This is a genomic window from Duganella zoogloeoides, from assembly GCF_034479515.1.
Classification (GTDB): Bacteria; Pseudomonadota; Gammaproteobacteria; order Burkholderiales; family Burkholderiaceae_D; genus Rugamonas; species Rugamonas zoogloeoides.
In genome coordinates, this window is sequence record NZ_CP140152.1 from 4,348,401 (window position 1) to 4,369,268 (window position 20,868).

Below are 20,868 nucleotides of genomic sequence, written 5' to 3' on the forward strand. Positions count from 1 at the left end.
GGCAGCTTCAAGCGCCGGCAACAACCTCGGTAGTCTAAGGATAGCAATGAAACGTGTTGATGATTTCCGCCTGCGATTTGGCAATAACGAATACGTGCCCATCATGGTCGGCGGAATGGGTGTCGATATCTCGACGTCGGAACTGGCGCTGGAAACCGCGCGCCTCGGTGGCATCGGCCACATTTCTGACGCCATGGTGGAAGACGTATCGGACCGTCGTTTCGATACCAGCTTCGTCAAGGATAAAACCAAGCTCTACAAGTTCAACATCAATAACTCGGACAAGTCGGTCGTGCAGTTCGACCTCGAGCGCCTGGCCGAAGCGCAGCGCCTGCATATCGGCAAGACCATGGAAGCCAAGAAAGGCCCCGGCCTGATCTTTGTGAACTGCATGGAAAAGCTGACCATGAACGGTCCGCGTGAAACCCTGCGCACCCGCCTGAACGCGGCGCTGGACGCCGGCATCGACGGCATCACGCTGTCGGCCGGTCTGCACTTCGGTTCGTTCGCGCTGATGGCCGACCACCCGCGCTTCCGTGAGGCCAAGCTGGGCATCATCGTATCGTCGGTACGCGCGCTGCAGATCTTCCTGCGCAAAAATGCCAAGCTCGACCGTCTGCCCGACTTCATCATCGTCGAAGGCCCGCTGGCCGGCGGCCACCTGGGCTTTGGCATGGACTGGGCCGAATACGACCTGATGACCATCACCAAGGAACTGCTGGCTTACCTGAAGAACGAGAACCTCGACATTCCGCTGATCGCCGCTGGCGGCATCTTCACCGGCAGCGACGCCGTCAGCTTCCTGGAAGCCGGCGCAGCAGGCGTACAGGTAGCCACGCGCTTCACCATCACCAACGAATGCGGTCTGCCAGCCAAGGTCAAGCAGGAGTACATCCGCGCCACCGAGGACGACATCATCGTCAACGGCGTCTCGCCGACCGGCTACCCGATGCGCATGCTGAAGAACACGCCCGCCATTGGCGCCGGCATCCGTCCAGGCTGCGAATCGTACGGCTATTTGCTCGACGCCACCGGCAACTGCGCTTACATCAACTCGTACAACCGCGAAGTGGCGGCCCATCCCGAGCTGAAAGTGGTGTCGGTGATGGACAAAACCTGCCTGTGCACCCACATGCGCAACTTCAACTGCTGGACCTGCGGGCACTACACGTACCGCCTGAAGGACACCACGCACAAGAAGGCCGATGGCGAATACCAGCTGCTGAGCGCGGAGCACGTGTTCAAGGACTACCAGTTCAGCGTGGACAACCAGATCGCGCTGCCGGAAAAAGAGGTCTGAATTAATTAGCTGGACAGGAGCGCTTCTTCGGAAGCGCTTTTTTTGCGTCTGCATTTTATGGATGGGGCCATTTATCCAGACAAATCAACACAGTATCTAAACGCAAAAAAGCCCCAACCAGATCACTGATTGGGGCTTTCTCTATATAACTAGCCTGACGATAACCTACTTTCACACTGGTTGCAGCACTATCATCGGCGCAAAATCGTTTCACGGTCCTGTTCGGGATGGGAAGGGGTGGGACCGATTTGCTATGGTCATCAGGCATTGAACTGTAAGGACATCGTCACACGACGCTGTCCTGAATCTGGGAGAAGCAAGTAGGTGGGTAATGAAGTTGTTATATCAACGAACGTTCCAACGCACTTCTTATTCGCTACAACCTGCTAAGGTTATAGGGACAAGCCGTACGGGCAATTAGTACTGGTTAGCTTAATGCATTACTGCACTTCCACACCCAGCCTATCAACGTCCTGGTCTCGAACGACCCTTCAAAGAGCTCAAGGCTCTGGGAAATCTCATCTCAAGGCAAGTTTCCCGCTTAGATGCTTTCAGCGGTTATCTCTTCCGAACTTAGCTACCCGGCAATGCCACTGGCGTGACAACCGGTACACCAGAGGTTCGTCCACTCCGGTCCTCTCGTACTAGGAGCAGCCCCCTTCAAATTTCCAACGCCCACGGCAGATAGGGACCAAACTGTCTCACGACGTTTTAAACCCAGCTCACGTACCACTTTAAATGGCGAACAGCCATACCCTTGGGACCGGCTACAGCCCCAGGATGTGATGAGCCGACATCGAGGTGCCAAACTCCCCCGTCGATATGAACTCTTGGGAGGAATCAGCCTGTTATCCCCAGAGTACCTTTTATCCGTTGAGCGATGGCCCTTCCATACAGAACCACCGGATCACTATGTCCTACTTTCGTACCTGCTCGACTTGTCAGTCTCGCAGTTAAGCACGCTTATGCCATTGCACTATCGTCACGATGTCCGACCGTAACTAGCGTACCTTCGAACTCCTCCGTTACACTTTAGGAGGAGACCGCCCCAGTCAAACTGCCTACCATGCACTGTCCCCGACCCGGATAACGGGCCAAGGTTAGAACCTCAAATGAACCAGGGTGGTATTTCAAGGTTGGCTCCACGAAAACTGGCGTTCCCGCTTCAAAGCCTCCCACCTATCCTACACAGATTGATTCAAAGTCCAATGCAAAGCTACAGTAAAGGTTCATGGGGTCTTTCCGTCTAGCCGCGGGTAGATTGCATCATCACAAACACTTCAACTTCGCTGAGTCTCGGGAGGAGACAGTGTGGCCATCGTTACGCCATTCGTGCAGGTCGGAACTTACCCGACAAGGAATTTCGCTACCTTAGGACCGTTATAGTTACGGCCGCCGTTTACTGGGACTTCAATCAAGAGCTTGCACCCCATCATTTAATCTTCCAGCACCGGGCAGGCGTCACACCCTATACGTCCACTTTCGTGTTTGCAGAGTGCTGTGTTTTTATTAAACAGTCGCAGCCACCAGTTTATTGCAACCCTTTCGCCCTATCACAGTAAAGTGACCAAGCTACCGGGGCGTACCTTTTCCCGAAGTTACGGTACCAATTTGCCGAGTTCCTTCTCCCGAGTTCTCTCAAGCGCCTTAGAATACTCATCTCGCCCACCTGTGTCGGTTTGCGGTACGGTCTCGTATGACTGAAGCTTAGAGGCTTTTCTTGGAACCACTTCCGATTGCTACAGAGCCGAAGCTCTTCGTCCCAGTCCCTTGAATTACGCACCCGGATTTGCCTAAGTGCCTTCTATGAACCAGAAACTGCCTATTCCAACAGGCAGACAACCTTCCGCGATCCGTCCCCCCATCGCATCATACGACGGTGCAGGAATATTAACCTGCTTCCCATCAGCTACGCATCTCTGCCTCGCCTTAGGGGCCGACTCACCCTGCTCCGATGAACGTTGAACAGGAAACCTTGGGCTTACGGCGTGGGGGCTTTTCACCCCCATTATCGCTACTCATGTCAGCATTCGCACTTCTGATACCTCCAGCATCCTTTACAAGACACCTTCGCAGGCTTACAGAACGCTCTCCTACCATATCCTTGCGGATATCCGCAGCTTCGGTGACTGGCTTAGCCCCGTTACATCTTCCGCGCAGGACGACTCGATCAGTGAGCTATTACGCTTTCTTTAAATGATGGCTGCTTCTAAGCCAACATCCTGACTGTTTTAGCCTTCCCACTTCGTTTTCCACTTAGCCAATCTTTGGGACCTTAGCTGGCGGTCTGGGTTGTTTCCCTCTTGACGCCGGACGTTAGCACCCGACGTCTGTCTCCCAAGCTCGCACTCATCGGTATTCGGAGTTTGCAATGGTTTGGTAAGTCGCGATGACCCCCTAGCCATAACAGTGCTCTACCCCCGATGGTGATACTTGAGGCACTACCTAAATAGTTTTCGGAGAGAACCAGCTATTTCCAAGTTTGTTTAGCCTTTCACCCCTACCCACAGCTCATCCCCTAATTTTTCAACATTAGTGGGTTCGGACCTCCAGTGCGTGTTACCGCACCTTCATCCTGGCCATGAGTAGATCACTTGGTTTCGGGTCTACACCCAGCGACTATCGCCCTGTTCGGACTCGATTTCTCTACGGCTTCCCTATATGGTTAACCTTGCCACTGAATGTAAGTCGCTGACCCATTATACAAAAGGTACGCAGTCACGGAACAAGTCCGCTCCTACTGTTTGTATGCACACGGTTTCAGGATCTATTTCACTCCCCTCCCGGGGTTCTTTTCGCCTTTCCCTCACGGTACTGGTTCACTATCGGTCGATTACGAGTATTTAGCCTTGGAGGATGGTCCCCCCATATTCAGACAGGATTTCTCGTGTCCCGCCCTACTTGTCGTACGCTTAGTACCACCGTTTGAATTTCGTGTACGGGGCTATCACCCGCTATGGCTGCCATTTCCAGAGCATTCCACTATTCAATCGACTATCACGTACAGGCTCTTCCCATTTCGCTCGCCACTACTTTGGGAATCTCGGTTGATTTATTTTCCTGCAGCTACTTAGATGTTTCAGTTCGCCGCGTTCGCCTTGCATACCTATGTATTCAGTATGCAATACCCTGTAAAGGGTGGGTTTCCCCATTCGGAAATCTGCGGATCAAAGCTTGTTTGCTAGCTCCCCGCAGCTTATCGCAAGCTACTACGTCCTTCATCGCCTGTAATCGCCAAGGCATCCACCATGTGCACTTATTCACTTGTCCCTATAACGTTAGCCCCTGCGACTAAACAAGGAGCGTTTATAGGAATAAGAAGTACTACGTTGTTGCGTTTGTTGATACATACAATCATTACCCATCGCATTACGTTTTAGCGTAACACGACACATAAAAATCTACTTACTTCTTCCAGATTGTTAAAGAACATACAGCACTTGGTCTCTAAAAGACCAAACCTAAATCGCTTTGATTTACGTTTGAACTCTTGGTGGAGGATGACGGGATCGAACCGACGACCCCCTGCTTGCAAAGCAGGTGCTCTCCCAGCTGAGCTAATCCCCCATGGGTAAGACTGGTAGGGCTGGTTGGACTCGAACCAACGACCCCCGCGTTATCAACACGGTGCTCTAACCAGCTGAGCTACAGCCCCAAATGCTGTTCTTCTAATTGACAGTCGATAAGTGTGAACGCTTGATGAGGAGTCATTACTGACCAGTGCTACTCTAGAAAGGAGGTGATCCAGCCGCACCTTCCGATACGGCTACCTTGTTACGACTTCACCCCAGTCACGAATCCTACCGTGGTAAGCGCCCTCCTTGCGGTTAAGCTACCTACTTCTGGTAAAACCCGCTCCCATGGTGTGACGGGCGGTGTGTACAAGACCCGGGAACGTATTCACCGCGACATGCTGATCCGCGATTACTAGCGATTCCAACTTCATGCAGTCGAGTTGCAGACTACAATCCGGACTACGATACACTTTCTGGGATTAGCTCCCCCTCGCGGGTTGGCGGCCCTCTGTATGTACCATTGTATGACGTGTGAAGCCCTACCCATAAGGGCCATGAGGACTTGACGTCATCCCCACCTTCCTCCGGTTTGTCACCGGCAGTCTCATTAGAGTGCTCTTTCGTAGCAACTAATGACAAGGGTTGCGCTCGTTGCGGGACTTAACCCAACATCTCACGACACGAGCTGACGACAGCCATGCAGCACCTGTGTGCAGATTCTCTTTCGAGCACTCCTCAATCTCTCGAGGATTTCTGCCATGTCAAGGGTAGGTAAGGTTTTTCGCGTTGCATCGAATTAATCCACATCATCCACCGCTTGTGCGGGTCCCCGTCAATTCCTTTGAGTTTTAATCTTGCGACCGTACTCCCCAGGCGGTCTACTTCACGCGTTAGCTGCGTTACCAAGTTAATTAAAACCCGACAACTAGTAGACATCGTTTAGGGCGTGGACTACCAGGGTATCTAATCCTGTTTGCTCCCCACGCTTTCGTGCATGAGCGTCAGTTTTGACCCAGGGGGCTGCCTTCGCCATCGGTGTTCCTCCACATATCTACGCATTTCACTGCTACACGTGGAATTCTACCCCCCTCTGCCAAACTCTAGCCTTGCAGTCACCATCGCCATTCCCAGGTTGAGCCCGGGGATTTCACGACAGTCTTACAAAACCGCCTGCGCACGCTTTACGCCCAGTAATTCCGATTAACGCTTGCACCCTACGTATTACCGCGGCTGCTGGCACGTAGTTAGCCGGTGCTTATTCTTCAGGTACCGTCATTAGATCTCTGTATTAGAAAAACCCGTTTCTTCCCTGACAAAAGAGCTTTACAACCCGAAGGCCTTCTTCACTCACGCGGCATTGCTGGATCAGGCTTGCGCCCATTGTCCAAAATTCCCCACTGCTGCCTCCCGTAGGAGTCTGGACCGTGTCTCAGTTCCAGTGTGGCTGGTCGTCCTCTCAGACCAGCTACTGATCGATGCCTTGGTAGGCTTTTACCCTACCAACTAGCTAATCAGATATCGGCCGCTCCAGGAGCATGAGGTCCTTGCGAATCCCCCACTTTCATCCTTAGATCGTATGCGGTATTAGCGTAACTTTCGCTACGTTATCCCCCACTCCAGGGTACGTTCCGATATATTACTCACCCGTTCGCCACTCGCCGCCAGGTTGCCCCGCGCTGCCGTTCGACTTGCATGTGTAAGGCATGCCGCCAGCGTTCAATCTGAGCCAGGATCAAACTCTTCAGTTTAATCTCTGTTTATTTGCCGATTTCTCGGCACCATCATCGCTGATGGGTCGCTCACTCAAAATACTGACAGGCCACTATTTTCATAGCGCCTATTTCATTACTTCTTGTGAACATTTGATATGTTAAGTATCACGAAGACTAGCTTCGTGTGCACTGTCATCAAACGTCCACACTTATCGACTGTTAATTTTTAAAGAACTGTATTTGGTGTTGCGGTACTGCGTTGCTGAAGAAGCGTTTTGTTCATCAGCGAAGAGGCAAGATTATGAGGCGTTTCGAATGTTTCGTCAAGCACTTCTTTTTCTTCTCTACTCTCGCTTCACTCGACATTTGCATGTGTTGTTCTGCGAGGGGGCGAATTATAGCCAGTGTCCATACAAAGCTGCAAGACTTATTTTCGCGCTGCTACAATCGCAGCCTTTACCCGGTGCGGAAAGCAGTCATGACTAATAATTCGATCAAACGCGGCGGCTTCAGCTCCAGCTTCGGCGTCCTCGCCGCCACACTGGGTTCGGCCGTCGGCCTGGGCAATATCTGGAAGTTCCCCTACCTCACCGGGGCCAATGGCGGCGCCGGCTTTTTGTTGATTTATTTGCTGGCCACCTTGCTGGTCGGCCTGCCGGTCATGATTGCTGAGATCACCATGGGCCGTGCTGCCAAGGCCAACCCGATCACAGCGCTGCAAAAACTCAGCCCGAGCCGTCTGCCCTGGTGGCTGATCGGCGCATCCGGCATGCTGGCATCTTTCCTGATCATGTCGTTTTATTCAGAGGTAGTAGCCTGGGTATTCGCCTACGTATTCAAGGCCATCGGCGGATCGATCCTCAGCAGCGATCGCCAGGTGACTGAAGGCGCATTTACGGCGCTGATCAGCGATCCGCTGCAATCGCTGGTGTGGCAATGGGTGGTACTGATTTTTATCGGCGGCATCCTGTTGATGGGGGTGACCAAAGGCATTGAAGCGGTGGCCAAGAAACTGATGCCGCTGTTATTCCTGCTGCTGCTCCTGCTGTGCGCGGTGAGCCTGTCGCTGGACAAGGCGCTCGATGGCCTGGCATTCCTGTTCCGCCCGGACTTCAGCAAGATCACTGCGGGCGTCATTCTTACGGCGATGGGCCTGGCGTTCTTCAAGCTGTCGCTGGGCATGGGTACCATGATGACTTACGGTTCGTACTTCCGCGATGATCAGAATATTCCGCAAACCACGGTGCGGGTGATGATCGCCGACCTGTTCGTCTCGATGCTGGCCGGGATCGCCATCTTCCCGGCGGTGTTCACTTTCGGCTTCGCGCCGTCGGCCGGGCCATCGCTGGTATTCATCACCATCCCGGCCGTGTTCTCGCAAATCCCTGGCGGGCACTTCCTGATGATCGTGTTCTTCGTGCTGGCCGCAGTTGCTGCGACCGGTGCGATGCTGTCGCTGATGGAAGTGCCGGTCGTGATTTTGCATGAGCGCCTGGGCCTGAGCCGCGCGAAGTCGACCATGCTGACCATCGCCGTGTTGATGGTGGCCGGCTCCAGCTGTGCGCTGACTAACAACGTGCTGGCCGACTTCAAGTTGTTCGGCATGAATATGTTCGACCTGTTCGACTTCTTGTCGTCGAATGTGCTGCTGCCGATCGGTGGCATTTGCCTGGCGGTATACGTCGGCTGGGTTTGGGGCGCGGACAAATTCACGCGCGCGCTGTCCAATAATGGCGCGCTGCCCAACCAGGCGACTGCGCGCGTCGTGTTAATACTGCTGCGCTATGTGTCGCCACTGCTGATCTTGCTGGTGATGCTCAAGGGCTTGAACCTGTTCTGAACCCGGTGCGGGCGGGTGCAAAACAGGCTATGGTACATCCCTCACCTGACTGGAAGCCCGCATGAGCATGCAAGAACTAATTTACGACGCCATCGTGGTCGGCACCGGCCCCGGTGGCGCCAGTGTCGCGCGTGAGCTGGCCCGGCGGCAGCTGCGGGTGCTGATCCTCGAGCGCGGCAGCAATGCGCCGCTCGAGGGCACCTTGTCGCAGATGGCGGGCATGGCGGCAATTCCCGGCAAAGGGGTATTCATTCATCGCGACGGCTCTCTGCTGGTCCGCGGCCTGGTGGTTGGCGGCAGCAGCACGATCAATTTTGCCACAGCCGCCCCGCCGCCCTTACCCATGTTTGCCGCCTACGGCATCGACCTGGCGCCAGCGCTGGCATCGCTGCGCGCGGAGCTGCCGATGGAGCCTTTACCCGATAGCCTGATCGGCCCCATGGCCAAGCGCATCGCTTCGGGCGCCGGCGCACTCGGTCTCGACTGGCGCAAACTCGACAAACTGATACGCCCGCAGATCTGCCGCACCGGCTGCTGGCGGTGCGTCTATGGTTGCCCCTTCGGCGCCAAATGGACCGCCCGCGATTTTGTCGACGAAGCAGTGGCGTCAGGCGCGACGTTAGTCGATCATGCCCTGGTCGACAGCGTGGTCGTGAAGGACGGGCGAGCATGCGGCGTGCGCTTCCAGCGTAAGGGTGAAACCCATACCGCGCGCGCCACAAATATCATATTGGCCGGCGGCGGTATCGGTAGCCCACGCCTGCTACATAGCTCTGGGCTTCATGCTGCACAAAGCTCGTTCTTCAGCGATCCGGTCATTGCGGTGATGGGCGAGGTCGACCAATTGGACGGCGGCGCAGAAGTACCGATGGCCTGTGGCCTGTATCTGCAGGAGGAAGGCGTTGCCTTGGCCGATATGGCTTTGCCCAGGCCGATGTTCCAGGCATTTGCAGTGCAGGTCGGACGCCTGGACCGCGTGCTTTCCCACGCGCGCACCCTGACCATCATGGTCAAGATACGCGACGATATCGGTGGCGCCATCGGTCCGCATTGGGTTGATAAATCGCTCACTGCAGGCGATCGCGCCAAACTCAAACGTGGCATCGGAATGGCGCGCGATATTTTGCGCGCGGCAGGTGCAAAAAAAATCTTCAAAAGCTGGCATTTCGCTGCCCATCCGGGCGGCAGTCTACCTATCGGCACTATCGTCAACAGCGATTTGCAAACCAGTACGAGAAATTTGTATGTATGTGATGCCTCGGTGATACCAGGATCATGGGGATTGCCGCCGACGTTGACCTTGCTATGCCTGGGAAAACGTCTAGGAATGACGCTCTGAAATGCGAAAAACCCCACCAAGATCACTTGATGGGGTTTTTCTGTATAACTAGCCTGACGATAACCTACTTTCACACTGGTTTCAGCACTATCATCGGCGCAAAATCGTTTCACGGTCCTGTTCGGGATGGGAAGGGGTGGGACCGATTTGCTATGGTCATCAGGCATTGAACTGTACGAGTCGCGTTCTGGTGAACGTTACTCAGAATCTGGAAGTAGTAAGTAGGTGGGTAATGAAGTTGTGTATCAACGAACGTTCCAACGCACTTCTTATTCGCTACAACCTGCTAAGGTTATAGGGACAAGCCGTACGGGCAATTAGTACTGGTTAGCTTAATGCATTACTGCACTTCCACACCCAGCCTATCAACGTCCTGGTCTCGAACGACCCTTCAAAGAGCTCAAGGCTCTGGGAAATCTCATCTCAAGGCAAGTTTCCCGCTTAGATGCTTTCAGCGGTTATCTCTTCCGAACTTAGCTACCCGGCAATGCCACTGGCGTGACAACCGGTACACCAGAGGTTCGTCCACTCCGGTCCTCTCGTACTAGGAGCAGCCCCCTTCAAATTTCCAACGCCCACGGCAGATAGGGACCAAACTGTCTCACGACGTTTTAAACCCAGCTCACGTACCACTTTAAATGGCGAACAGCCATACCCTTGGGACCGGCTACAGCCCCAGGATGTGATGAGCCGACATCGAGGTGCCAAACTCCCCCGTCGATATGAACTCTTGGGAGGAATCAGCCTGTTATCCCCAGAGTACCTTTTATCCGTTGAGCGATGGCCCTTCCATACAGAACCACCGGATCACTATGTCCTACTTTCGTACCTGCTCGACTTGTCAGTCTCGCAGTTAAGCACGCTTATGCCATTGCACTATCGTCACGATGTCCGACCGTAACTAGCGTACCTTCGAACTCCTCCGTTACACTTTAGGAGGAGACCGCCCCAGTCAAACTGCCTACCATGCACTGTCCCCGACCCGGATAACGGGCCAAGGTTAGAACCTCAAATGAACCAGGGTGGTATTTCAAGGTTGGCTCCACGAGAACTGGCGTTCCCGCTTCAAAGCCTCCCACCTATCCTACACAGATTGATTCAAAGTCCAATGCAAAGCTACAGTAAAGGTTCATGGGGTCTTTCCGTCTAGCCGCGGGTAGATTGCATCATCACAAACACTTCAACTTCGCTGAGTCTCGGGAGGAGACAGTGTGGCCATCGTTACGCCATTCGTGCAGGTCGGAACTTACCCGACAAGGAATTTCGCTACCTTAGGACCGTTATAGTTACGGCCGCCGTTTACTGGGACTTCAATCAAGAGCTTGCACCCCATCATTTAATCTTCCAGCACCGGGCAGGCGTCACACCCTATACGTCCACTTTCGTGTTTGCAGAGTGCTGTGTTTTTATTAAACAGTCGCAGCCACCAGTTTATTGCAACCCTTTCGCCCTATCACAGTAAAGTGACCAAGCTACCGGGGCGTACCTTTTCCCGAAGTTACGGTACCAATTTGCCGAGTTCCTTCTCCCGAGTTCTCTCAAGCGCCTTAGAATACTCATCTCGCCCACCTGTGTCGGTTTGCGGTACGGTCTCGTATGACTGAAGCTTAGAGGCTTTTCTTGGAACCACTTCCGATTGCTACAGAGCCTAAGCTCTTCGTCCCAGTCCCTTGAATTACGTACCCGGATTTGCCTAAGTACCTTCTATGAACCAGAAACTGCCTATTCCAACAGGCAGACAACCTTCCGCGATCCGTCCCCCCATCGCATCATACGACGGTGCAGGAATATTAACCTGCTTCCCATCAGCTACGCATCTCTGCCTCGCCTTAGGGGCCGACTCACCCTGCTCCGATGAACGTTGAACAGGAAACCTTGGGCTTACGGCGTGGGGGCTTTTCACCCCCATTATCGCTACTCATGTCAGCATTCGCACTTCTGATACCTCCAGCATCCTTTACAAGACACCTTCGCAGGCTTACAGAACGCTCTCCTACCATATCCTTACGGATATCCGCAGCTTCGGTGACTGGCTTAGCCCCGTTACATCTTCCGCGCAGGACGACTCGATCAGTGAGCTATTACGCTTTCTTTAAATGATGGCTGCTTCTAAGCCAACATCCTGACTGTTTTAGCCTTCCCACTTCGTTTTCCACTTAGCCAATCTTTGGGACCTTAGCTGGCGGTCTGGGTTGTTTCCCTCTTGACGCCGGACGTTAGCACCCGACGTCTGTCTCCCAAGCTCGCACTCATCGGTATTCGGAGTTTGCAATGGTTTGGTAAGTCGCGATGACCCCCTAGCCATAACAGTGCTCTACCCCCGATGGTGATACTTGAGGCACTACCTAAATAGTTTTCGGAGAGAACCAGCTATTTCCAAGTTTGTTTAGCCTTTCACCCCTACCCACAGCTCATCCCCTAATTTTTCAACATTAGTGGGTTCGGACCTCCAGTGCGTGTTACCGCACCTTCATCCTGGCCATGAGTAGATCACTTGGTTTCGGGTCTACACCCAGCGACTATCGCCCTGTTCGGACTCGATTTCTCTACGGCTTCCCTATACGGTTAACCTTGCCACTGAATGTAAGTCGCTGACCCATTATACAAAAGGTACGCAGTCACGGAACAAGTCCGCTCCTACTGTTTGTATGCACACGGTTTCAGGATCTATTTCACTCCCCTCCCGGGGTTCTTTTCGCCTTTCCCTCACGGTACTGGTTCACTATCGGTCGATTACGAGTATTTAGCCTTGGAGGATGGTCCCCCCATATTCAGACAGGATTTCTCGTGTCCCGCCCTACTTGTCGTACGCTTAGTACCACCGTTTGAATTTCGTGTACGGGGCTATCACCCGCTATGGCTGCCATTTCCAGAGCATTCCACTATTCAATCGACTATCACGTACAGGCTCTTCCCATTTCGCTCGCCACTACTTTGGGAATCTCGGTTGATTTATTTTCCTGCAGCTACTTAGATGTTTCAGTTCGCCGCGTTCGCCTTGCATACCTATGTATTCAGTATGCAATACCCTAAAAGGGTGGGTTTCCCCATTCGGAAATCTGCGGATCAAAGCTTGTTTGCTAGCTCCCCGCAGCTTATCGCAAGCTACTACGTCCTTCATCGCCTGTAATCGCCAAGGCATCCACCATGTGCACTTATTCACTTGTCCCTATAACGTTAGCCCCTGCGACTAAACAAGGAGCGTTTATAGGAATAAGAAGTACTACGTTGTTGCGTTTGTTGATACATACAATCATTACCCATCGCATTACGTTTTACCGTAACACGACACATAAAAATCTACTTACTTCTTCCAGATTGTTAAAGAACATACAGCACTTGGTCTCTAAAAGACCAAACCTAAATCGCTTTGATTTACGTTTGAACTCTTGGTGGAGGATGACGGGATCGAACCGACGACCCCCTGCTTGCAAAGCAGGTGCTCTCCCAGCTGAGCTAATCCCCCATGGGTAAGACTGGTAAGGCTGGCTGGACTAGCGTCCACCTTACCCCCAGCTTTTTAACTGGTAGGGCTGGTTGGACTCGAACCAACGACCCCCGCGTTATCAACACGGTGCTCTAACCAGCTGAGCTACAGCCCCAAATGCTGTTCTTCTTGATTGACAGTCGATAAGTGTGAACGCTTGATGGCGAGTTATTGCTAACTCAGTGCTACTCTAGAAAGGAGGTGATCCAGCCGCACCTTCCGATACGGCTACCTTGTTACGACTTCACCCCAGTCACGAATCCTACCGTGGTAAGCGCCCTCCTTGCGGTTAAGCTACCTACTTCTGGTAAAACCCGCTCCCATGGTGTGACGGGCGGTGTGTACAAGACCCGGGAACGTATTCACCGCGACATGCTGATCCGCGATTACTAGCGATTCCAACTTCATGCAGTCGAGTTGCAGACTACAATCCGGACTACGATACACTTTCTGGGATTAGCTCCCCCTCGCGGGTTGGCGGCCCTCTGTATGTACCATTGTATGACGTGTGAAGCCCTACCCATAAGGGCCATGAGGACTTGACGTCATCCCCACCTTCCTCCGGTTTGTCACCGGCAGTCTCATTAGAGTGCTCTTTCGTAGCAACTAATGACAAGGGTTGCGCTCGTTGCGGGACTTAACCCAACATCTCACGACACGAGCTGACGACAGCCATGCAGCACCTGTGTGCAGATTCTCTTTCGAGCACTCCTCAATCTCTCGAGGATTTCTGCCATGTCAAGGGTAGGTAAGGTTTTTCGCGTTGCATCGAATTAATCCACATCATCCACCGCTTGTGCGGGTCCCCGTCAATTCCTTTGAGTTTTAATCTTGCGACCGTACTCCCCAGGCGGTCTACTTCACGCGTTAGCTGCGTTACCAAGTTAATTAAAACCCGACAACTAGTAGACATCGTTTAGGGCGTGGACTACCAGGGTATCTAATCCTGTTTGCTCCCCACGCTTTCGTGCATGAGCGTCAGTTTTGACCCAGGGGGCTGCCTTCGCCATCGGTGTTCCTCCACATATCTACGCATTTCACTGCTACACGTGGAATTCTACCCCCCTCTGCCAAACTCTAGCCTTGCAGTCACCATCGCCATTCCCAGGTTGAGCCCGGGGATTTCACGACAGTCTTACAAAACCGCCTGCGCACGCTTTACGCCCAGTAATTCCGATTAACGCTTGCACCCTACGTATTACCGCGGCTGCTGGCACGTAGTTAGCCGGTGCTTATTCTTCAGGTACCGTCATTAGCGTTCTGTATTAGAAAACACCGTTTCTTCCCTGACAAAAGAGCTTTACAACCCGAAGGCCTTCTTCACTCACGCGGCATTGCTGGATCAGGCTTGCGCCCATTGTCCAAAATTCCCCACTGCTGCCTCCCGTAGGAGTCTGGACCGTGTCTCAGTTCCAGTGTGGCTGGTCGTCCTCTCAGACCAGCTACTGATCGATGCCTTGGTAGGCTTTTACCCTACCAACTAGCTAATCAGATATCGGCCGCTCCAGGAGCATGAGGTTCTTGCGAATCCCCCACTTTCATCCTTAGATCGTATGCGGTATTAGCGTAACTTTCGCTACGTTATCCCCCACTCCAGGGTACGTTCCGATATATTACTCACCCGTTCGCCACTCGCCGCCAGGTTGCCCCGCGCTGCCGTTCGACTTGCATGTGTAAGGCATGCCGCCAGCGTTCAATCTGAGCCAGGATCAAACTCTTCAGTTTAATCTCTGTTTATTTGACACTTTCGTGTCACCCTTATTGCTAAGGGGTCGCTCACTCAAAATACTGACAGGCCACTATTTTCATAGCGCCTATTTCATTACTTCTTGTGAACATTTGATAATTTAAGTATCACGGAGACTAGCTCCGTGTGCACTGTCATCAAACGTCCACACTTATCGACTGTTAATTTTTTAAAGAACTTATTCGGTTGCTACTTTCGCTCTTGACAAATCGTTTTGTTTGTCAGCGAGAAGGAAGAGTATGAAGCGTTTGCAGCATTTCGTCAACCTTCTTTTTTCTCGCTTCACTCTGCATTTGCATGCGGTGTTCTGCGAGGGGGCGAATTATAGCCAACACTGGACGCCGTGGCAAGAAACATTTCTACGACACGGCCCATCCCCAGTTTCTTGCATCCTGTCGCACAGGCATGGCGCAAAGCGGCGCTGGTCGTTACAGTTGCATCATCAAATACAGACAGTGAAAGCCGCACATGTTTCCTTTGCCAAAAACCCAAGAAACGGTCAAAACCGTCGCCACCTGGCTGCACCGAGCCTTCGATGCGGTGGCTACCTGGGTAACGCAGCTGTCCTGGTGGAAGTTCTTGGTGTTTGCCATATTGATGCTGATTGCCGGATCCATTCTGCAGGACGAGCTGTTTTCCTCTAATACTGTAATCCAGGAAAATGTTCGCAGCGACAAGTCCAAGCGTCGCAGTGGCGAAAGTAATATTGTCATCGATGACAGCGGCATCCGCTTCAATCCCCGCAACAAGAACATCAACAAGGATGCCGAGAAGAGCGTCGAAGAAACCGCCGCAGAACATGCCGATCATGTTGCAGAACCGGTCGAGCCGGCTGTGCCGGCCGAGCCCGAGGAGCCGGCAGCGCCAGAGGAGCCAACGACTCCGACCACACCGACTACCCCGACTACCCCGACAACGCCAACCACCAAGGGCAAAACCGGCAAAGCCGCCGCCGTCCCCTCCCTGCCCTCGCTGCCCGGCGACGAAGTCCACATCGAATTGCCGCCGCAAATCGGCGAGGAGTTGTCCAACGCTATCGAAGAAGCAGTGGACGATGCCGCCGAGCAAAAAGTGGCCCGCTACCATGTGCAGGCATCGACCTGGTTCAAGAGTTTCGTGACCTTGCTGGTGCTGGCACTATTCGGGATCAAGGCGCTGATGGGCAGCAAAAAGCGCGCGGAAGCGGAAACCCAGAACGCCAACGCCACCGCCGAACGCGAAGCCATGCAGCGCCAGCTGTCCGAAGCGCGGATGCAGATGATGCAGGCGCAAGTAGAGCCGCACTTCCTGTTCAATACTCTGGCATCGGTCGAACACCTGATCGAAACCGATCCGCCACGCGCCTCGGCCATGCAGCGCAGCCTGATCCGCTACCTGCGCGCGGTGCTGCCGCAAATGCGCGATAACGCCCTGATCACCAACCTCGGCCGCGAAGCCGACATGGTGGAGGCTTACCTGAACCTGCTCAAAATGCGCATGGAAGAGCGCCTGATCGTGGAGTTCGATGTGCCGGACGGGCTGCGCACTGCCGCCTTCCCACCCATGATGCTGCAATCGATGGTGGAAAACGCCATCAAGCACGGCCTGGAAGCGAAGCCCGAGGGCGGCGTGCTGAAAGTGCGCGCCGAAGTGGCCCATAACAAGCTGCGCGTGATTGTCTCCGATACGGGCCTGGGCTTTGGCGCCGTGCCCAGCAACGGTACCGGCCTGGGGCTGACCAACATCCGCGAACGGTTGAAACTGCTGCATGGCGAGCAGGGCCAGTTGCTGATCGCCGCCAACAGCCCGAGCGGCGTGATCGCCACCATCGAGGTGCCATATGCCCTGGCCAAGACCACGCTGGAAAAGAAGCCTCATTGATTAATTGACCATGAGCGCAATTCGTTGAATAATTGATCGACTATCCTTTTGATAAACCTTAGCCAGCAAACACGATGCCTACCGCAATTATTGCCGATGACGAAAGACTGATGCGCGACCAGCTGCGCATGCGCCTGGAACAAGTGTGGCCCGAGCTTGAAATTCTGGGCGAAGCCAAGAACGGCGATGAAGCAATCGAGCTGGTGGACCAGCTCAAGCCCGACTTTACGTTCCTCGACATCCGCATGCCGGGCAAGACCGGCATGGAAGCGGCCACCGTGATCGGCAACAAGAGTAATATCGTCTTCGTTACCGCTTACGACGCCTATGCGGTCGAAGCGTTCGAGCGCGGCGCCATCGATTACGTGCTCAAACCGTCCGAGCCGGAGCGGCTGAAAATCACGGTCGATCGCCTCAAGGAACGCCTCAACAAGCCGGTCGCGCCGGACGTGAGCGCCAGCGTGACGGCGCTGCTGTCGCAGCTGACCGAGAAAATTTCCGCCCCCAAGCCATCGCACCTGCAATGGATACAGGCGAGCATCGGCCAGGACCTGCGCATGATCCCGGTCGAGGAAATCCTGTTTTTCCGTTCCGACGAAAAATACACGTGCGTGCAGACCGAGCGCTACGAGGCGCTGATCCGCAAGCCGGTGCGCGACCTGGCCGAAGAACTCGACCCCAAGCTGTTCTGGCAAATCCACCGCGCCACCCTGGTCAATGTCAACGCCATCGAGGGCGTGACTCGCGACATCCGCGGCCGGCACCTGGTCATGATCAAGGGCCGCTCCGACAAGCTGGAAGTAAGCCGCAGCTTCCTGCATTTGTTCAAACAGATGTAACCGGCAGATCTCAAGTGCGCAGGCGCGCGCTTGAGCCGCATCAAGGGGTGGACCCGCACTTGTCCTAAGGTACAAGATGCAGCCGCCCTTCTCCGGCTGGGGAATTTGCATGAAGCTACCCGGCCACCTCCGTTCCCTGCTCGCCATCACCGCCGCTGCCGGCGCCGCATGGCTGGCGCAGCCTGTGTTGCGTCCGTTGTTGCGTCCGTTGTTGCGTCCCTTATTGCGTCCATTGCTGCACCCGCTCGGGCACAAGTCATGGCGCCGCAGCCGGGGCATCATCCAGCACGCCAGCGACGCCATCATCATCACCGACGAGCGCCAGTCCATCCTGCAGGCCAACCCTGCGGCGGCCGCCATGTTTGGCGTGACTGTCGACGAGATGCAGGGCGCGCCGCTCAACGCGTTCATCCCGCGCGACCAGCGCCTGGGCGCCAACATGGCCACCTCCCATTATTTCGGCGACACTGGCATCCACCTGCGCATGAAGGGCCGCCGCGCCAGCGATTACGCGGTCACGGGCGTGCGGCGCGACGGCCAGCACTTGCCGCTGGAGGGCTCGATCTCGTCGCTGTACGAGAGCGGCAAGCCGATCTATACCATCATCCTGCGCGACATTACCGAGCGCAAGCAGGTGCAGGAACAGCTGGCGCAGTCCACCACGCAGTTGCGCGAGCTGTCGGCCGCGTTGCAAACCATCCGCGAGGAAGAACGCAAGCACATTGCCCGCGAACTCCACGACGACCTGGGCCAGTTGCTGGCCACGCTGCGGGTGGACCTGGCACTGCTGCAACGCCAGGTGCGCGAACCGGGGGCGCGCAAGCTGCTCGATGGCATGGATGGCCTGGTGATGGGCTCGATCACGTCGCTGCGGCGCATCGCCAGCAACCTGCGGCCGCGCGCGCTCGATGAAGGTGGTCTGTATTTTGCGCTGGAAAGCCTGCGCCAGGAATTCGTGTCCCACTACGGCATTGCCTGCCGTTTGCATGCGGACGAAGAAGAATTGATACTCGATGATGCCTACAGTACGGCGATTTACCGCATCGTGCAGGAAGCGCTGACCAATATTACGCGCCATGCGCAGGCCAGCCGTGTCGATCTGTCATTGCGACGGGTCGACGATCTGCTCGATATTTCCATCCAGGACGATGGCCGCGGCATCGCCGCCCAGGACATGGACAAGGCATCGTCCTATGGCCTGATCGGGATGCGCGAGCGGGTATGGGCGCTGCACGGCGATATTTCCATCCTCAGCGACGGCGGTACGCGGATTATGGTCCGCCTGCCGCTGCCGCCGCGCCCGCCCGCTCCCTAGACCAGCTTAGAACGAGTGGCGAACACCAACGTTGAAGGCCTTGTCACCGGTGCCTGGTTCGTTGTTGTTACCAACGGTGTAGCCGGCGCCGTTCTTGTTCTTGATCTTGGCGTAGCTGGCGTAGGCGCCGGTACGCTTGGACAGCGCGTACAGGTAGCCCACTGCGAACTGGTCGGCATCCTGGTTGAAGGCGGTGCGGTCGTTCTTGCGGGTGTACGACGTCATGATGGTGCCAGCGCCGACCGGGATTTGCGCGCCGACCAGCATGTCACGGCTTTCCAGGCTGGCGGTTGGCGCCACGCGGTAGCCGAAAGCATTGGCCACTGGCAGCGGCGAGCTGTTCAGGCCTTTGTTGGCGCCGAAGGCGAAGTAAGCCTTGACCACCTTGAAGTCATAGTTCAGGGCCACCAGGGTGTTCTTGCCGGTGTCACGCTCGGTCACGACACCGTTGGCAACGGTGTCGTTGTTGCGATTGTTGTACACCACGCGCACGTTCAATGGACCTTGCGAGAAAGCCATGCCCAGGCCAAACTGGCGCGCGGCTTCGCTGCTGCCGGCTTGTTCGCCCAGCGCGTACTGGCCGTCGATGGTGAAGCCAGAGAAGGTCGGGGTCGTGTAGATCAGCGAGTTGCTGACGCGGGTCAGGTTGCCCGAGGTGGGGAACAAGTTCTTGGCGCTACCGGCGTAACCGGCACCGAACGGGTCGGCTACCTGGCTCAACGCGTTGTACAGCATGGTTTGTTGACGACCGATGGTCAGGGTGCCGGCATCCTTGCTTTTCAGGCCGACCATGGCGGCGCGGTTGAACAGCGCATTGTTGGAATTGTCCAGGGTACCGTCGTCCACTTTCAGGCCGGCTTCCAGCTGGAAGATGGCCGACAGGCCGTTGCCCAGGTCTTCGGTACCACGGAAGCCCAGACGCGACTGGCCGCCAATACCGCTGGTCACTTTGGTCACATTGCCGGCTGCACCGCCGCGCTCGGAAACCATACCGACGTCAACCAGGCCGTAGATGGTGACGTTCGATTGCGCTTGGGCCTGGGCTGCGAAGCCGCCGATGATCATTGCTGCCAGAGTAAGTTTTTTCACTTGAAGATCTCTACTGAAGGTTGAAAGAGTGCTGCACGATTTGCTTGTACCGGCGGAATCATGCCTATCAATTACTTCAACAATGTGACATCGCCAAGCTGTTGTTTTCAAACCACAGTGCAAAACAGCCGCACATGGCGGCTGTTCTTGAAGGCAATAACGCTTACTTCAGGCGGCAGGACAGCAGGTAGTAATACTCGAGCCGCTCGATGCGGATCTGCTTGGTGGACGCGGCAAAGCGCTTGCGCAGCGTGCTGTCGGTCAGGTAATTCTTCATGATTTCGTAGCGCTGGCCATCATCGGCAGTCAGGATCTGGTGGGTATTGCCTTCCATATCGGTGCGGGCAAACACCATCGAATTGCCATCGACATAGGTTTCGTCCAGCAATACAAGCAACACGTCCTTGCCCAGCTTGGCGCGCAGCTCTTTCAGGTATTTCTCCTGATCTTCGCGGCGCACGTGCGACCACAGGCCGGCTGCGAACACGGCAGTGTATTTGCCTTCCAGTCCGTCGGGCAGGTTAAACGCGTCCATGATGCCGAAGGTAACCACGTCCTCGTCGAGGCCACGGGTTTCGGCCAGGGCTATCATTTCCGGCAACAGGTCGGTGGCGTGGACCGACTCGGCGGTTTCCGCGATCAGGTCGGTCCAGTACGCGGTGCCGCAGGCCAGTTCCAGCACCTTGTGGCCTTCGAACATCTCGGCGACCATTTCCTGCAGGTCGTCGAGGTCGTCGAAGCGCTCTTCCTGGGCATAGACCTGGTCGTAATTGTCGGCGTTAACGGCATAAAATTGTGCCAACTGATTGGTAATCATGGGAGTGC

At 55.0% G+C, this 20,868-nt stretch carries 8 protein-coding genes, 4 tRNA genes and 6 rRNA genes; 6 read left to right on the forward strand and 12 right to left on the reverse strand.

Going from position 1 to position 20,868, the window contains the following annotated elements; all coding sequences use genetic code 11:
- The first annotated feature begins 46 nt into the window (after nt 1-46).
- On the forward strand, nt 47-1,300 hold the full coding sequence (locus tag SR858_RS19240; protein WP_019924850.1) for a nitronate monooxygenase: 1,254 nt from the start codon (nt 47-49) through the stop codon (nt 1,298-1,300).
- A 152-nt stretch (nt 1,301-1,452) separates the two neighbouring features.
- On the opposite strand, the gene rrf (SR858_RS19245) is transcribed toward SR858_RS19240, so the two are convergent.
- The 5 genes from rrf (SR858_RS19245) to SR858_RS19265 all read right to left on the reverse strand — a co-directional run bounded on the left by rrf (SR858_RS19245) (nt 1,453) and on the right by SR858_RS19265 (nt 6,563).
- Nucleotides 1,453-1,565: ribosomal RNA gene (rrf, locus tag SR858_RS19245) — 5S ribosomal RNA — on the reverse strand.
- A gap of 131 nt (nt 1,566-1,696) precedes the next feature.
- Nucleotides 1,697-4,570, reverse strand: a 23S ribosomal RNA gene (locus SR858_RS19250).
- A gap of 221 nt (nt 4,571-4,791) precedes the next feature.
- Nucleotides 4,792-4,867, reverse strand: a tRNA-Ala gene (locus SR858_RS19255).
- Nucleotides 4,868-4,878: 11 nt separating this feature from the next.
- Nucleotides 4,879-4,955 (reverse strand) — tRNA-Ile (locus SR858_RS19260).
- A gap of 77 nt (nt 4,956-5,032) precedes the next feature.
- Nucleotides 5,033-6,563: ribosomal RNA gene (locus SR858_RS19265) — 16S ribosomal RNA — on the reverse strand.
- Together the 16S, 23S and 5S rRNA genes with 2 tRNA genes alongside form the textbook arrangement of a ribosomal RNA operon.
- Nucleotides 6,564-7,005: 442 nt before the next feature.
- Here SR858_RS19265 and SR858_RS19270 point away from each other — a divergent pair.
- Together SR858_RS19270 and SR858_RS19275 are read left to right on the forward strand one after the other, a co-directional pair.
- The gene (locus SR858_RS19270) at nt 7,006-8,367 is read left to right on the forward strand and encodes a sodium-dependent transporter (RefSeq protein WP_019924975.1); all 1,362 of its coding nucleotides are present in this window, start codon (nt 7,006-7,008) and stop codon (nt 8,365-8,367) included.
- Nucleotides 8,368-8,428: 61 nt separating this feature from the next.
- On the forward strand, nt 8,429-9,706 hold the full coding sequence (locus tag SR858_RS19275) for a GMC family oxidoreductase N-terminal domain-containing protein (RefSeq protein ID WP_019924976.1): 1,278 nt from the start codon (nt 8,429-8,431) through the stop codon (nt 9,704-9,706).
- A gap of 51 nt (nt 9,707-9,757) precedes the next feature.
- Here the strand turns inward: SR858_RS19275 and rrf (SR858_RS19280) are convergent.
- The 5 genes from rrf (SR858_RS19280) to SR858_RS19300 all read right to left on the reverse strand — a co-directional run bounded on the left by rrf (SR858_RS19280) (nt 9,758) and on the right by SR858_RS19300 (nt 14,918).
- Nucleotides 9,758-9,870 (reverse strand): 5S ribosomal RNA (gene rrf, locus SR858_RS19280).
- Between the two features lie 132 nt (nt 9,871-10,002).
- A 23S ribosomal RNA gene (locus SR858_RS19285) occupies nt 10,003-12,875 on the reverse strand.
- Nucleotides 12,876-13,096: 221 nt separating this feature from the next.
- Nucleotides 13,097-13,172 (reverse strand) — tRNA-Ala (locus SR858_RS19290).
- A 59-nt stretch (nt 13,173-13,231) separates the two neighbouring features.
- Nucleotides 13,232-13,308: transfer RNA gene (locus SR858_RS19295), tRNA-Ile, on the reverse strand.
- A 79-nt stretch (nt 13,309-13,387) separates the two neighbouring features.
- Nucleotides 13,388-14,918, reverse strand: a 16S ribosomal RNA gene (locus tag SR858_RS19300).
- Between the two features lie 490 nt (nt 14,919-15,408).
- Between SR858_RS19300 and SR858_RS19310 the strand changes: the two genes are divergently transcribed.
- The 3 genes from SR858_RS19310 (at nt 15,409) to SR858_RS19320 (ending at nt 18,954) form a co-directional block, all read left to right on the forward strand.
- Nucleotides 15,409-16,800, forward strand: a complete 1,392-nt coding sequence (locus tag SR858_RS19310) for a sensor histidine kinase (protein WP_019921918.1) — start codon at nt 15,409-15,411, stop codon at nt 16,798-16,800.
- 74 nt (nt 16,801-16,874) lie between these two features.
- Complete coding sequence (locus tag SR858_RS19315; RefSeq protein WP_019921917.1) at nt 16,875-17,639, forward strand: LytR/AlgR family response regulator transcription factor; 765 nt, start codon at nt 16,875-16,877, stop codon at nt 17,637-17,639.
- 109 nt (nt 17,640-17,748) lie between these two features.
- Nucleotides 17,749-18,954, forward strand: coding sequence for a PAS domain-containing sensor histidine kinase (locus SR858_RS19320; protein WP_019921916.1), 1,206 nt, complete (start codon nt 17,749-17,751; stop codon nt 18,952-18,954).
- Nucleotides 18,955-18,960: 6 nt separating this feature from the next.
- On the opposite strand, the gene SR858_RS19325 is transcribed toward SR858_RS19320, so the two are convergent.
- Together SR858_RS19325 and SR858_RS19330 are read right to left on the reverse strand one after the other, a co-directional pair.
- Complete coding sequence (locus tag SR858_RS19325) at nt 18,961-20,043, reverse strand: porin (protein ID WP_456077556.1); 1,083 nt, start codon at nt 20,041-20,043, stop codon at nt 18,961-18,963.
- Between the two features lie 163 nt (nt 20,044-20,206).
- A complete protein-coding gene (locus tag SR858_RS19330; RefSeq protein ID WP_019921914.1) occupies nt 20,207-20,860 on the reverse strand; it encodes a class I SAM-dependent methyltransferase in 654 nt (217 codons plus the stop codon).
- Between the last annotated feature and the right edge of the window lie 8 nt (nt 20,861-20,868).